We start from the raw sequence: 13,733 nt of genomic DNA, 5'->3' as shown, positions 1-13,733 counted from the left end.
CGTAGTGCAGCTATTTTCACTTTTTAGTTCATTTTGCGATAGTTTCGGACTGTATTGCGCTTATTTCCATAAAAACACACATTATGGAAGCTACTTTGCACGAATAGCTGCATCTAAGTCCGATAATTTAGCAAAATGAATGAAATTATTAAATTAACGGCTCCTCAGTCCGATCTATAGTGAGGGGGATCTAATTAGATGAACTTCGATTATAGTCGAAGGGACCTAAATTAGTTAGTATAATTAGGTAGTCCCTTTATGGTTTTTTACATCCAGAGAATAATGCATCGTGCAGAATATTAGGAGGAAATGAATAGTGGAACTTGGAGTAAGCACATTTGTCGAGACCACACCTGATGTCCAAACGGGTGAGACAATAAGTCATGCAGAACGACTACGTGAGGTAGTGGAGGAAATTGTACTTGCCGAAGAGGTGGGATTAGATGTATACGGAGTAGGTGAGCATCATCGGCATGATTATGCGGCGTCTTCACCTGCGGTTGTACTGGCTGCGGCTGCTTCGTTGACTACTAAGATCCGGCTGAGCAGTGCTGTAATGATCCTGTCTTCAGCCGATCCGGTGCGTGTGTTTCAGGACTTTTCAACGCTGGACGGAATTTCAAACGGACGTGCGGAGATTATGATCGGCCGGGGTTCGTTTACAGAGTCTTTTCCTCTATTCGGATATGATCTGAAGGATTATGAAGAACTGTTTAATGAGAAGCTGGAATTGTTATTAGCCATCCAAAAGTCAGAAAAAGTGACCTGGAAAGGCAAACACCGAGCAGCTATAGAAAATTTGGGGATTTACCCGCGTCCGGTTCAAGATCCTTTACCGATTTGGATCGGGAGTGCAGGAAGTCCAGAATCTGCGATCCGCACAGGATCACTAGGTTTGCCTTTTGTTTTAGCGATTATAGGGAATGTTCTACCACTGGATTATGCGTCACATGTACAGCTTTACAAAAAAGCAGCAGCTGAAGCCGGGCATGATATTTCAAAATTTCCAATCGCTTCGCATTCACACGGGTTTATAGCGGAGACTAATCAGTTAGCGCTGGAGAAATTTTTCCCTTCAACGCATGCCCGGACCAATGTGCGGGCGAAGGAAAAAGGAACACCTCCGTACCATCGTGCAGATTATGATGCAGCGTGCAGCTTAGAGGGCGCCCTTTACGTAGGTGATCCAGAAACTGTCGCTAATAAAATCATTCATCTGCGCAAGCATGTGGGAATTACGCGATTCTTTTTACATGTGCCGCACGGCACGATGCCTCATGAGGATGTTATGCAGGCGATTAGACTGCTGGGCACCGAAGTGGCCCCACGTGTGCGGGAAGAAGTAGCGCGCTGGGAAGCAAGTAACCGCTAATTTAGTAAGCTGCGTCCTTAGGACGTGGCTTTTTTTGTAAGGTATACTGAAGAAATGAATAGCGTTTTATACAGGAGGGGCAATGGAAAAAAATCATTATTTATCTCAATTCAATTTGCTTCAATCGTTAGGACTGGAAGATCTAATTGAAATGGAAGAATTAACGCGAATAACAGTAGTCCCCAAAAATACATATATCCAAACACCGTCAACCTTTTCTGAAGGACTGTTTTTTGTGAAAAAAGGAAAGGTTCGCTTATACCAATTAAACGCAAACGGTAAGCAATTTACATCGGATATCCTCAGTGAGGGTAATGTTTTTGGTGAAATGGGTATGATTTCTTTTGGAACGAAGGAACATTATATTGAAACGATTGAGGAAAGCCATATCTGCACAATTGATCCTGCAAGGTTTGAAGAATTCATCTCTCACCGGCCTAGGTTTATGATGTCATTATTGCAAGTATTGAGCGACCGCATAAAAAGTATGAGTCAGTTAACTCAAAATCTAGCCATCGGAAATCTGCATGATAAAATATTGTGCGTTCTTTTAAAGCTGGCGGATCAGCATGGGGTTGAGCATAAGGATAATTGTTACAAAATTAATGTTCCTCTATCGCATCAAGAAATCGCTAATTTAATTGGAGCCAGCAGAGAAGCTGTAACAGTGGCATTGCAAGAATTGGTGAAAGCGGAGGTTATTCAGACAGGGTTCAGAACTATCTATATCCAGCGAGACAAGATTTTGGAAAGAAATATAACATAGATATCGAGTTGTAAACGAGATTACAGCTTCATTTTTAGAAACAACGGTATCCTAGCTATGACATGAAGGTGATTTAAGCTTTCAAATCATAGTGAAGGGACGATTTCCATGGAACACAGGAAGGGCGCTCGGAGGGTTACTGAAATCCCCGTTGAGATTGTAGAACTGCTGAATAAAGGATATTTACAGAGCGTGAATTTAACGGAATGGCTTGCTGTGGATCATCTTGTCTTGTTGGAAAATGTACTGAATGAGCTAGGTTTTGAACAGGAAGCTAAACCAATTTTACAAAGGCTGAATGCGTTATCGGAAAAGAAAATCATGAAGCTCATCCCGGTGATTTCACGTGAGTGGCAGCTTCTATTTGACTGTAAATCAGAGCTGGAACGTTCCCGGCTATTTGCTGTGTTAGCTCATCATAAATCCGATAGTGTTCGCTGCTGGGCTGCTTATATCGTGGGCCAGAATCATCAATGGAGTCTAGTTCAAAAACTAACAGCAATCCGTCCTTTTGCAGCGGATGGTCATTTTGGGGTGCGTGAGATTTCATGGATGGCTTTAAGGGAATCAGTCATTGCCGAGCTGGATGCTTCCATTGAATTATTAAAGGCTTGGATTCATGATCAGGATGCGAATATTAGGAGATTTGCGATCGAATTGACGCGCCCACATGGGGTATGGGCAAAGCATATTACAGCGCTCAAAGAAAATCCAGCGATTGCCCTTCCGCTATTAGAACCTCTTAACTCTGATCCGGCAAAATACGTTCAGGATTCTGTAAGCAATTGGTTAAATGATGCTAGTAAAAGCCATCCGGCATGGGTACAGCAAATTTGTGACGATTGGTTGTACCTATCAGGTACCAAGGAAACAAAGCGGATTGTAACCCGGGCAACAAGAAGTATTACTGATCAAAAATAAAATTAGTGCATTACTTTAGACTGGATAATCCAACGCCAAACACTATGAGCTAATAAGTGTTGGCGTTTTTTTATTGTGGAGTTAACTTGGATAATTCAAGAGAAAGACTCCTTCGTGTTTATTATTTAAACCGAAATTCGTGAAAATATTTATATTGTTAATCCTCAAGTCATCTGTTATACTCAGAAACACCAAATGTTATAAAAACTAACACTAATTAAAAGAATGGAGGATTTTCGTATGAAAAAACAAATAATTCGTAATGTAGGTGTCACGTTATCCCTATTTTTAGGGGTGAATTCGTTATCTGTTGTTATGTATGCTAACACGACAAACGATGCATATAAACCAAAAACCCATGTTCTGAAGGCGAATTCGGAGACTGTTCGATGGGGGAATATAGGTAAGGGAGATCCAGCTCTAACTGTGCATTCGGGAGACATCGTAACGGTTGAGGCCATTACACATCACTCTGGTGATGATTACGAGCGGATGATTAAAGGAGATGCGGGAGTAGAGGATATTTTCCACTGGATTGAGGGGGAGAAGAAAGAAGCGCTCCGCGGGCCAGGCGTACATATTATGACGGGTCCCATCGCTGTTGAAGGTGCTGAACCAGGAGATGTGCTGGAAGTTAAGATTCTGGACATGAAGCTGAGACCAAATGGGAATGACCAATACGCTGGCAAAACATTTGGCGTGAATGCCGCAGCGAACTGGGGTTATCTATATGGAGATATGGTGGAGGAGCCGAAAAAGCGTGAGGTAGTAACCATCTACGAGATGGATACGGAGGGTGGAACAGATTATGCAACAGCTGTATATAACTACAAATGGTCTGCGCAAACCGATCCAGATGGTCAAGTGCACCCGACAATTGACTACCCGGGTGTTATCGTTGACCAAAATACGATTGATAAGAACTTCGATGTGCTAAAAGGTGTGAAAATTCCGGTTCGTCTCCACTTTGGTACAATGGGTGTGGCGCCGAAAGAAGCGGATGTTGTTGACTCCGTTCCACCATCTTACAACGGCGGTAACGTAGATGATTGGCGGATTACGGAAGGTGCGACGATGTATTATCCTGTATCCGTAGCTGGTGCACTACTGTCGATCGGTGACCCGCATGCCGGTCAAGGCGATTCGGAGATTAACGGAACTGCGATCGAGACATCGGTCACTGGGGATATACAAGTCATTCTTCATAAAAAAGCATCGCTTAACAACAAGCTGAAAGGTTTAAACTTCCCATTACTTGAAAATGAGAACGAGTGGGTTGTGCATGGATTCAGCTACGCCAATTATTTGGAGGAGCTGGGGGCTAGTGCTCAGACGGATATCTTCAAAAACTCGTCCATCGACAAAGCGATGAAGGATGCCGCTCATAAAACAAAAGATTTTTTAATGGCTGGAATGGAATTGAGCGAAGATGAAGCGTATTCTCTGATGTCTGTGTCAGCTGATTTTGGAATTACACAAGTGGTGGATGGAAACTGGGGCGTACACGCCTTAATTGATAAAGGTCAATTCGGCGATTCCGAGCGCAAGCCCGTGGTTTTACGGAGCAGCTTTGAGAACTTTGGAGCAAAGGTTGGCTGGCAGCCAGCCACTAAGACAGTTACGCTAAGCTACAATGGCAATGTTCTGGAGATGAAGGTTGGAGCGACAACGGGGATTTACAACGGAGAGACAGTGAAGCTTGCAGCCCCAATAAGTGTTGTGAACGGGAAGATCGTGGTCAGCGAATATTTCGTGAACTTTTATAAAGCTAAGCTGGCTAAGACAGAGCAGGACGAAATAGCAATTATTCGATAATCCTAAAAAAATCCATATGAGAAAAGAACCGTCTTTATAGGCGGTTCTTTTTCTTATATATTCAATCCGTCCTGATTTTTGTGACGTTTTAATAAGATTTGGTTTTCTACACGTACCAGTCCATCCAGACAGTAGATTGATTCATGCATAAACCGTTCCATCTCTTCAAGATTCTCTACCAAGATGTGAATATGCAGAATACATGGTCCCGTCATTTCGTATAATACAGCTACGCGTTCGTTTTCCTTTAATACATCGACGATATGATTTAAATGAGCAGGTTCTACTTCAAGTTCCAGGTAGGCGGAGATTTTCTTTCCTAGCTTTTCAGCACTGATGACAATCGAGAACTGTTCAATAATCCCTTGATTGACTAGCCGATCAATACGATCTTTCACCGCGACACTTGATAAACTGACTTCTTTAGCTAGATCAGTATAGGAAATTCTGCTGTTTTGGGCCAGCCGCATCAAAATATGGTTATCGATAGGATCTAGCATGCGGATTCGTTCACCTCTTTTTTCGTAATTGTATCAGAAAAAAAGTGGAAATGCCTAGTAGCGCTTTACAGTAGAAGTGTGTGACGGCATTCTCTGCTGAAGATAGTTGACATAAAAGAATTATTTCACTATACTGGCTGTAATCTTATATACGATATACGTTGAAGGAGCCCAGTAGTAACTTAGTCCCTGTTTCAGAAAGCCGGGGGTTGATGAAACCCGGTACACACTAAGCTTGCGAATTACACTTTGGAGTATCTCGGGTAATACCGAGCGGAATGGCGAACGATATCTCGTCAAGAGTGGTATCAATGGTATGCTTGAGCATAAGCGTTTCATGGGTGCAATCTGGGTGGTAACACGGTTATTCAATCGTCCCTATGTCTACAATAGACAAGGGGACGATTTTTTTTATTTTTAAATATAAGGATTTATAGGGTTCACTTCATCAATACTCCTTATATTTCTCGCTGAAACGGTCCCGTCCTAATCAGGAGGGCGAACCGTTTCCGCTTGGCGGACTGATGTTTCATTTATAGGATAACTACTAATTTTGAGGGGTGTAAGGCAATGAATATTATCGACGAACTAGAATGGCGCGATGCCATCAATCAACAAACAGATGCCGAAGGGCTTAGAGAACTGACCAATCAAAAATCGGTATCCCTGTACTGCGGTGTAGATCCAACAGGTGACAGTATGCATATTGGCCACTTGATTCCATTCATGGTGCTCAAAAGATTTCAACTGGCAGGACATCGTCCGGTGATTCTTATTGGTGGGGCTACGGGAACGATTGGTGATCCAAGTGGACGTCAATCCGAACGCTCTTTGCAAACGCTGGAGCAAATCCAAGCCAACGTTGACGCACTTACAGCACAGATGAAAAAACTGTTCGTGACTGATGGCGACAATCAAATCCGCATGGTGAACAACTACGATTGGACGCATAAAATCAATGTTATCGAATTTTTGCGTGACTATGGTAAAAACTTCAGCATCAATTCGATGCTTGCCAAGGATGTTGTAGCGAGCAGATTGGACAGCGGAATTTCCTTTACGGAATTCTCCTACCAAATCCTGCAATCCCTGGACTATCTGCACCTGTTCCAGCATGAAGATGTGCAGCTGCAAATCGGTGGTTCTGACCAATGGGGGAACATCACAAGTGGCTTAGATCTGATCCGTAAAAAAGAAGGTTCTGAGGCGGTAGCATTCGGACTTACCATCCCGCTTATGCTGAAAGCCGATGGTACAAAATTCGGTAAAACAGCTGGCGGAGCCATTTGGCTGGATCCGAACAAAACGACAGCTTTTGAATTCTACCAGTTCTGGGCGAATACAGATGACCGTGATGTTGTGAAATACCTCAAGTACTTTACATTCCTCTCTAAAGAACAAATTGATGCACTTGCAGAAAAGGTGCAGACCGAACCGCATAAACGTGAAGCGCAAATAACACTGGCTGAAGAAATGACCAGATTCGTGCATGGTGAGGAATTGCTGGAGCAGGCTAAACGTATTACTGCCGCTCTGTTCAGTGGAGATATTAAATCTCTGACCGCTGACGAGATCGAGCAAGGCTTCAAGGAAATGCCGACCTACGAAACGACATTGGAGTCCAAAAATATCGTGGAGTGGCTGGTAGATCTAGGAATTGAGCCATCCAAACGTCAAGCGCGTGAAGACATCACCAAAGGCGCGATTTCCATGAACGGTGAAAAAGTTAGCGATGTAGCATTTGAAGTTACAGCCAGCGAAGCCATCGGCGGACGTTTTATCATTATCCGTAAAGGTAAGAAAAACTACAGCCTGGTGAAATTGTCCTAATAATAAGAAGCCTTCCTTATGAATAAGGAAGGTTTTTTGTTGTATTTTAAGTATAGAGGCCGACTATTTGCATATTAAGTGAAATTTGAAAGGTGAAATCGTCAAAATTATGGTAAGCTTAGGATTCGTGTGATTTATGGATTAACATGATATTCTACAACTATAACAGAAAATTAGGAGTGGTAATTTGAGAAGACAAAAACCAATGACCATGGAAGAATTGATGAATGAGTTACAAGGACAGAAAACGTATCAAGAAGATCCCAATCACATCTCTTTCGAGAAATTGTTTAATGAAGCGTTTATGAGTAAGTATTCCAATTACAAAAGTTTCGATGAGTTTGTAACCAAAGGGAACTTTCAAGTAAAGACAGAAGAAGATGTTGCTGACATACCTGATGAACTGTTTGATCGTCATGTTGTTAGGGAGACGAAGTTTGCGGATTGGAAATCCATGTTGGAAACAGCGAATAGAGAATACGTCCGTAATTAATAAGACTAGTCTCTAACTACCGTTAGACTCATCCACAAAGAAACTGCACACCCTTATTACTTTGTCCCAACGGACAATGGGGAGTGCAGTTTTTTTGTGCCCAGTTATTTGACCAGCTATGATGTTTTACTCATCGTTGACTTGCAGATCTATGATTTAATTGAACAAATAGGAATTAGGTTTTACAAAGATAGTATTACATAGGAGGGGCAGAATCGTATGACTGCATGTATACAAACCTCTAAGCAGGAGACCCTTCATGTCATGTGGAAAACCGTCTCAGAGGATTGTAATCTAGCCTGTGATTATTGCTATTACAGTACTGCCGGGGGACATCCTCAGCAACCGATCCGGGTGATGGATACGGAGCTTCTGGAGCGGTTTATCGCTCAGTACATGAAAAGATCATCAGGGATAGCGACTTTCTCTTGGCAGGGTGGGGAGCCATTATTGGCCGGACTTCCGTATTTTGAACAAGTGATTTCATTTCAAGCTAAGTACGCTCCGCCTCATACGATGATCAGTAATGCACTGCAGACCAATGGAACGCTTATCCATGAGAAATGGGCGAAATTTTTTAAACGGTATAACTTTTTGGTCGGGATTAGTCTGGATGGCCCAGAGCCTATTCATGATGCTCATCGTGTAACGGGTTCGGGAAAAGGCAGTTATGATCTAGTTATGCGTGGGATTCGTCATTTATAGAATGAGGGTGTGGAGTATAGTATTCTGACGGTGATTCATGAAGATAACGTGACGAAACCAGATGAGTTGATGGCATTTTATCTAGAACATACCTTTCCGAATATTCAGTTTATCCCCTGCATGGATTTTGTTTCTCAGAAAAGTGATGTAGCGGGACGCTTCCGAATTACACCTGAACAATACGGAGTCTTTTTATGCCATACATTTGACCTTTGGTACAACGGTGGGTACCCAGAGCTTCCTATTCGTATTTTTGAGAATATGCTTCTTGTATTCATGCATCGTGAGGCAGAGTTATGCGTTCACAACTCATGTTGCCCGAAGATGATGGTGCTTGAAACGAACGGGGATGCCTACCCTTGCGATTTCTTTATTGATGAAGAGCATAGGCTAGGAAATATCGGCCAAACTGACCTGGAAGCACTGCTAAGCAGCCCAGTATATGATGATTTTTTGTTAATGAAGCCCAATATGAATGAATCATGCTATAAGTGTGAGTACCTTAGCTTTTGCAATGGGGGATGTCCGCGCAACCGGAATTGGCTTGATGTTAATGATCGGACTGAGGTTGATTATTTCTGCCATAGCTACAAAATGTTCTACTCATACGCCTATGAACGCATGTTATTACTGGCGAACCGACTTAGATCGGAGCGGATGCTGGAGTACAGGAAAAGTGCAAAACCACTTCCGGGTCGAAATGATCCATGTTTCTGCGGAAGCGGGAAGAAATTCAAAAATTGCTGTCAGGCATTATAGATTAGACTAGACAAGGTTGTCCCAACAGTCATGCAAAGGATTGGGAGCAACCTTTTTGTTATGCTATAGAACCATATGATTTCTCGCCATTATTGCCGCACCCGTCACCACAGCTTCTTCTTTTAATATACCTAGGGAGAAGTGAGGTTGGAATTCAGGATAACGGTAAGTGTTTCTCTGTGCCACCTCCACCGCTGTTTGGAAAAACAACTCGTGAGAGTGAATGAGTGCACCGCCTAGAATGATGGTCTCTGGATGAAACAGGTTGATAATGTTGGCGAGTCCGATCCCGAAGTGGCTGGCAGCTTGGGTAAATAATTCACGCGCGTGTGGATTACCGTCTCTAAAGGCTTGTACCAATACATCATAAGTCAGCTTCTCAGGCGCCACTTTATATCTTTGGAGGATCAGATCGTTGTCCATTTTCGCCTCTGAGCGCGCACTTTGTTCTAGTGCCTGCACAGATACGAATGCTTCCAGAGCCCCGTAGTTCCCGTCATGATTTAATCGGGGTCCATCTGTCTGGATGATCATTTGACCAATGGCATCTTCCATATCCATTGTGCCATGAACAATATTTCCATGCGACATCATCGCATAGCGGAGTCCTGCTCCAGCATGTACATAAAGCATATGCTGAATGTTTGCGTGACGGATAGACCATCGTTCCCCAAGCAGTGCAGAATTGGCACCGTTGTCCAACCATGCCTTGAACCCCGTCCGTTCCTCTACCAGTTTGCAAATCGGCAGATTGTTCCAGCCTGAAGAAGGGAAGTGCAGCGGTTTTAGGATCAAGCCTTGTTCCCGATCAAGTGGCCCCACAGCCCCTATTCCTATCCCGATGATTTGACTGTCCACTAACTGATGGTCCCTAAGGAAAGCGCGTATTTGAATACTGATATGATCTATAAATCTTTCAGGTGTGAATGCCTGATCCATTCGCCAGTGAACTATTGATTTTGGGTTCATTTGCATATCAAATAAACCAAGGGAAGAATACACCCTGGAAATCTCTAAACCGATTATATAACCGTAGGAAGGATTGATCTGGTATAAAATAGGTCTTCTGCCTCCGCTAGATTCTCCAAATCCGCTTTCTATCAGCAAGCCTTCTTCCGTCATCTCATCTAATATCCGGGTCATTGTGCTTTTGGTAAGCGAAAATGTCTGTAAAAGATCCAACTTGGAAACAGTGCCTTGTTCGGCGATTCGGTCGTATAGGAGTTTTTTTGGTGACGGAATATGTGTCGAGCGCTTTTCCACGATATACCTCCAAGCTATATAGGATGAACTTGTACGATCGTTTTTTATATAGTTTGTATTTATTAACATGAATATAGTATAACTCATAAACTCTTGGTTGTATTTTACCGTTCAAAAAACTTAATTCCATTTTGGGAAAAAGTGATATAATGAATTTACAACAGATTATAAAAGGGTGGATTCCATGAGAACAACTATGAAAACAAATATGATACCGAATACAGACCTGAGGATAAGTCTACTGTTTCAGTTGTTTTGGGTATTTGTTCGAATTGGTCCTGTAACCTTCGGGGGAGGTTATGCGATGATCCCTATGATCGAACGGGAAATTTCCGCTAAACGAAAATGGCTGGGTGAAGAGGAGATGGATGAAATTCTATCTTTAGCTGGTGCTGCACCTGGGGGTGTAGGTGTAAATGCAGCAGCATTCATTGGTTATCGTCTTGCTGGTGTGAAGGGTGCGATTGCTGCAATCGCAGGGATAACGATTCCGACCTTTATCATTGTTTGTTTGCTTAGCGCCGTATACTCCCAACTGGCAGACCAGCCAAAAGTCATTGCCGCTATGAAAGGGATAAATGGTGCTGTTATTGCCTTGATCCTAGTAGCTGCATATCGAATGGCCAAGAACGCTATAATTGACAAGACTACCGCTGTTACGGCGTTAGTTATACCGGTTGTTTTACTGGTTTTCGGAATTAATCCCATTTACGTGATTGCAATTGGTTTATGTATTGGGTTTGTATATCTGCAAATTAAACAGCTCTTAGGGCTCCAAGTTCGAACGGAGAAGGAGTCCTTGAAAGCTTCTGATGAAGAATCGAATTATCCGGAGTATTACATCTAGGGGGAAGCGATGTGATTTGGAGTTTGTTTTTCACTTTTATAAAAATTGGCCTTCTTTCTTTTGGAGGAGGGTACGCCATCATTCCGATGATTCAGCATGAAGCTATGGCTGGGGGGTGGTTATCCGAAGGGGAATTCCAAGAGGTAGTTTCCATCGCAGGGATGTCACCCGGGCCTGTTGCAACGAACAGTGCAACCTTGATCGGATATCGTATAGCCGGAATCGAAGGAGCGATTGTGTCAACATTAGGCATGGTTCTGCCCTCATTTTTAATCATCATCGTTATTTCCGTCTTCTTTTATCGGGTGAGGGACAGTCAATGGATTAAAACGTTATTTTATGGTTTGCGGCCAGTGATTACAGGCTTGATTGCCTATGCTGCGATTCGTTTTGGCTTAAATAGCGTGGAACATGCTTTTATTACTTGGCAGACTCTTGGCATGTTGATCATTGTATTCGCTGCACTTTATGGTTTAATGAAATATAAGCTGCATCCGCTCACCATTATCGTTGCTTCTGGCATTCTTGGGGTAGCTTTTTTTTAGACAGAGCCGGGACAATCCCAGATTGGAGGTAAATCATGTCAGAGAATATACGGGCTTGTTGTTCAGCTAGTCGAAATCAAGTCGCGAAACAAGAATCTATTGATGTTTGTAAGGAGAACACAACGGTTCAAGGAATAACAGGGGTGAAAGATTTCTCGGACATGATCCTTATCCCTGGAGGCACTTTTCTTATGGGGACGGATGATAAGGAAGGGTTCCCCGCAGATGGAGAAGGTCCGACTAGGAAGGTTACCTTATCTTCCTTTTTGATGGATGCAACGGCGGTTACGAACAAGCAGTTTGCTGCTTTTATCAAGGAAACAAACTATGCTACAGATGCGGAACGTTTTGGATGGTCTTACGTGTTTCATTCTTTTGTTTCCATGGAGACTGGGAAAAAGGTGACCCAAGTAGCCACACAAACCCCTTGGTGGTGGGTGGTGGAGGGAGCGGATTGGTGTCATCCTGAAGGTCCGGATTCCAAAGTAGATGAACGACTTGATCACCCGGCTATTCACCTATCATGGCATGATGCGGATGCATATTGTCGTTGGGCTGGTAAACGTCTGCCTACGGAAGCGGAGTGGGAGTATGCCGCACGAGGAGGACTGGTTCAGAAACGGTATCCTTGGGGGGACGAATTAAAACCAGACGGAGAACATCGCTGTAATATATGGCAGGGAAAGTTTCCCGATAAAAATCATGCCAGCGATGGTTTTGCAGGTACCGCACCTGTAAGGTCCTATCTGCCTAACGGCTATGGTCTTTATAATATGTCAGGAAACGTGTGGGAATGGTGCGCGGATTGGTTTACTAAGGACTATCATTTATCTTCCGAAGCCGTGAATCCGAAAGGTCCAGTAAGTGGTGTCGCAAGATCGATGCGTGGAGGATCATATTTGTGCCATAAATCTTACTGCAACCGTTATCGGGTGGCGGCTAGAAGCAAAAATACTCCAGACAGCTCTGCCGGAAATATTGGCTTTCGATGTGCGGCTGATTATACAAGTTAGAGCACTTTTACGACTACTACATAAGAAGGAGGAACTTCCTTGTCCTCTATCATCCATAGTCAGTTTGACATCAGCGTGCTGGACGTCCTAAAGATTCAATATCAGAAGCGTATCCTGTTCGATTACGTCCAGTCTTGTTATACCGTCTCTTATATCCAAAAAGGTGAGGTATTGACGACATCCTCCGAAGGAGAATATGTTGCTTCTGCCGGAGACGTGATGATCCACCGTCCTAACGAGCCTTTTAATGTGATCTCCAAAACGGATGGGATACATTATCTGTTTAATATTAACGCTAAAGTTAAAGACGGAGATGACTTTTTTAAGTTATTCCCTTTAGGCAAGGTGATTCGGGTCCGGGATCGAAGCGAATATGAGCGAAGGTTTGACGAGTTGCGAAGCCTGTGGTTGCAGGAGGAAGATGATTTCAGGAATGTTCAGGTCGGTTCATTGGCATTTTTTCTTCTTTATGAAATTATGGAGAGTACCAAGCTTGGCGGGCGCCGCTCTTCACGAGATCCCTTTATCATGGACCGCTTTAACGAAGCGTTGCAATATATGGAGGAGAGGCTTGATCAGGAGATTAGTAGAGAGGAGCTTTCCAAGCTCTATCATATGAATCCTGTTTATTTTAGCCGGGCATTTCAGAAAATATATAAACTGACACCCATGCAAATGCTGCGAAAATTGCGGCTGCAGCAAGCTAAACAAATGCTGGAATATACGGATTATACAATCGAGCATATCTCCCAGAGATGTGGTTATTATGATGCTTCACACTTCAGCAAGGTATTTCGTGGTGAATACGGCAAGGGGCCGGCAGAGTACCGGAAAAGTATCGAATTTACAAAAACAAACATCGCTGCTCCATAGCGGAGTTTTCCATATTCATTTACTCTTATAA

General features: G+C 43.2%; 14 protein-coding genes. 12 read left to right on the top strand and 2 right to left on the bottom strand.

Features of this window, described 5'->3' with window-relative positions; translation table 11 throughout:
- Positions 1 to 316: 316 nt before the first annotated feature.
- The 4 genes from NST40_RS18640 to NST40_RS18625 all read left to right on the top strand — a co-directional run bounded on the left by NST40_RS18640 (position 317) and on the right by NST40_RS18625 (position 4,874).
- Positions 317 to 1,372 (top strand): LLM class flavin-dependent oxidoreductase, encoded by a 1,056-nt coding sequence (locus NST40_RS18640; protein ID WP_076219534.1) that lies wholly within the window; start codon positions 317 to 319, stop codon positions 1,370 to 1,372.
- An 82-nt stretch (positions 1,373 to 1,454) separates the two neighbouring features.
- Positions 1,455 to 2,138, top strand: coding sequence for a Crp/Fnr family transcriptional regulator (locus NST40_RS18635; protein WP_076129738.1), 684 nt, complete (start codon positions 1,455 to 1,457; stop codon positions 2,136 to 2,138).
- A 108-nt stretch (positions 2,139 to 2,246) separates the two neighbouring features.
- Positions 2,247 to 3,059, top strand: a complete 813-nt coding sequence (locus NST40_RS18630; protein WP_076219533.1) for a DNA alkylation repair protein — start codon at positions 2,247 to 2,249, stop codon at positions 3,057 to 3,059.
- 240 nt (positions 3,060 to 3,299) lie between these two features.
- Positions 3,300 to 4,874, top strand: a complete 1,575-nt coding sequence (locus tag NST40_RS18625) for an acetamidase/formamidase family protein (RefSeq protein WP_256719085.1) — start codon at positions 3,300 to 3,302, stop codon at positions 4,872 to 4,874.
- 53 nt (positions 4,875 to 4,927) lie between these two features.
- Here the strand turns inward: NST40_RS18625 and NST40_RS18620 are convergent, their stop codons facing one another.
- A complete protein-coding gene (locus tag NST40_RS18620; protein ID WP_038571749.1) occupies positions 4,928 to 5,374 on the bottom strand; it encodes an Lrp/AsnC family transcriptional regulator in 447 nt (148 codons plus the stop codon).
- 570 nt (positions 5,375 to 5,944) lie between these two features.
- Between NST40_RS18620 and tyrS the strand changes: the two genes are divergently transcribed.
- The 4 genes from tyrS to NST40_RS18600 all read left to right on the top strand — a co-directional run bounded on the left by tyrS (position 5,945) and on the right by NST40_RS18600 (position 9,161).
- On the top strand, positions 5,945 to 7,204 hold the full coding sequence (gene tyrS, locus NST40_RS18615) for a tyrosine--tRNA ligase (RefSeq protein ID WP_076129736.1): 1,260 nt from the start codon (positions 5,945 to 5,947) through the stop codon (positions 7,202 to 7,204).
- Positions 7,205 to 7,409: 205 nt separating this feature from the next.
- Positions 7,410 to 7,697, top strand: coding sequence for a hypothetical protein (locus NST40_RS18610; protein ID WP_036688213.1), 288 nt, complete (start codon positions 7,410 to 7,412; stop codon positions 7,695 to 7,697).
- 219 nt (positions 7,698 to 7,916) lie between these two features.
- Positions 7,917 to 8,402: a radical SAM protein gene (locus NST40_RS18605; RefSeq protein ID WP_256719084.1), complete on the top strand. Its 486-nt coding sequence runs from the start codon at positions 7,917 to 7,919 to the stop codon at positions 8,400 to 8,402.
- A gap of 9 nt (positions 8,403 to 8,411) precedes the next feature.
- Positions 8,412 to 9,161, top strand: coding sequence for an SPASM domain-containing protein (locus tag NST40_RS18600; protein WP_256719083.1), 750 nt, complete (start codon positions 8,412 to 8,414; stop codon positions 9,159 to 9,161).
- A gap of 63 nt (positions 9,162 to 9,224) precedes the next feature.
- Here NST40_RS18600 and NST40_RS18595 read toward each other — a convergent pair whose 3' ends face one another.
- Entirely contained in the window at positions 9,225 to 10,424 is a 1,200-nt protein-coding gene (locus tag NST40_RS18595; protein WP_076277764.1) for an ROK family protein, read from the bottom strand.
- 184 nt (positions 10,425 to 10,608) lie between these two features.
- Here NST40_RS18595 and NST40_RS18590 point away from each other — a divergent pair, with 184 nt between their 5' ends.
- The 4 genes from NST40_RS18590 to NST40_RS18575 are packed head-to-tail and all read left to right on the top strand — an operon-like array spanning position 10,609 to position 13,702.
- Positions 10,609 to 11,271 (top strand): chromate transporter, encoded by a 663-nt coding sequence (locus NST40_RS18590; RefSeq protein ID WP_254857000.1) that lies wholly within the window; start codon positions 10,609 to 10,611, stop codon positions 11,269 to 11,271.
- A gap of 11 nt (positions 11,272 to 11,282) precedes the next feature.
- Positions 11,283 to 11,816, top strand: coding sequence for a chromate transporter (locus tag NST40_RS18585; protein WP_076129733.1), 534 nt, complete (start codon positions 11,283 to 11,285; stop codon positions 11,814 to 11,816).
- A 35-nt stretch (positions 11,817 to 11,851) separates the two neighbouring features.
- Positions 11,852 to 12,829, top strand: a complete 978-nt coding sequence (locus tag NST40_RS18580) for a formylglycine-generating enzyme family protein (RefSeq protein ID WP_076277763.1) — start codon at positions 11,852 to 11,854, stop codon at positions 12,827 to 12,829.
- A 39-nt stretch (positions 12,830 to 12,868) separates the two neighbouring features.
- Complete coding sequence (locus NST40_RS18575; protein WP_342409882.1) at positions 12,869 to 13,702, top strand: AraC family transcriptional regulator; 834 nt, start codon at positions 12,869 to 12,871, stop codon at positions 13,700 to 13,702.
- Positions 13,703 to 13,733 lie beyond the last annotated feature (31 nt).

The sequence above is a fragment of the Paenibacillus sp. FSL R10-2778 genome (genome assembly GCF_038593035.1).
GTDB classification, from domain to species: domain Bacteria; phylum Bacillota; class Bacilli; order Paenibacillales; family Paenibacillaceae; genus Paenibacillus_AQ; species Paenibacillus_AQ odorifer.
Note: the sequence above shows the minus strand (reverse complement) of the source record. Positions and strands in the feature narration are given on the sequence as shown.

Excerpts from the sequence above, each read along its gene's own strand:
- NST40_RS18635 (WP_076129738.1), top strand. The coding sequence starts at position 1,455 with ATGGAAAAAAATCATTATTTATCTCAATTCAATTTGCTTCAATCGTTA.
- NST40_RS18630 (WP_076219533.1), top strand. The coding sequence starts at position 2,247 with ATGGAACACAGGAAGGGCGCTCGGAGGGTTACTGAAATCCCCGTTGAG.
- NST40_RS18625 (WP_256719085.1), top strand. The coding sequence starts at position 3,300 with ATGAAAAAACAAATAATTCGTAATGTAGGTGTCACGTTATCCCTATTT.
- NST40_RS18620 (WP_038571749.1), bottom strand. The coding sequence starts at position 5,374 with ATGCTAGATCCTATCGATAACCATATTTTGATGCGGCTGGCCCAAAAC.
- tyrS (WP_076129736.1), top strand. The coding sequence starts at position 5,945 with ATGAATATTATCGACGAACTAGAATGGCGCGATGCCATCAATCAACAA.
- NST40_RS18610 (WP_036688213.1), top strand. The coding sequence starts at position 7,410 with ATGACCATGGAAGAATTGATGAATGAGTTACAAGGACAGAAAACGTAT.
- NST40_RS18605 (WP_256719084.1), top strand. The coding sequence starts at position 7,917 with ATGACTGCATGTATACAAACCTCTAAGCAGGAGACCCTTCATGTCATG.
- NST40_RS18590 (WP_254857000.1), top strand. The coding sequence starts at position 10,609 with ATGAGAACAACTATGAAAACAAATATGATACCGAATACAGACCTGAGG.
- NST40_RS18580 (WP_076277763.1), top strand. The coding sequence starts at position 11,852 with ATGTCAGAGAATATACGGGCTTGTTGTTCAGCTAGTCGAAATCAAGTC.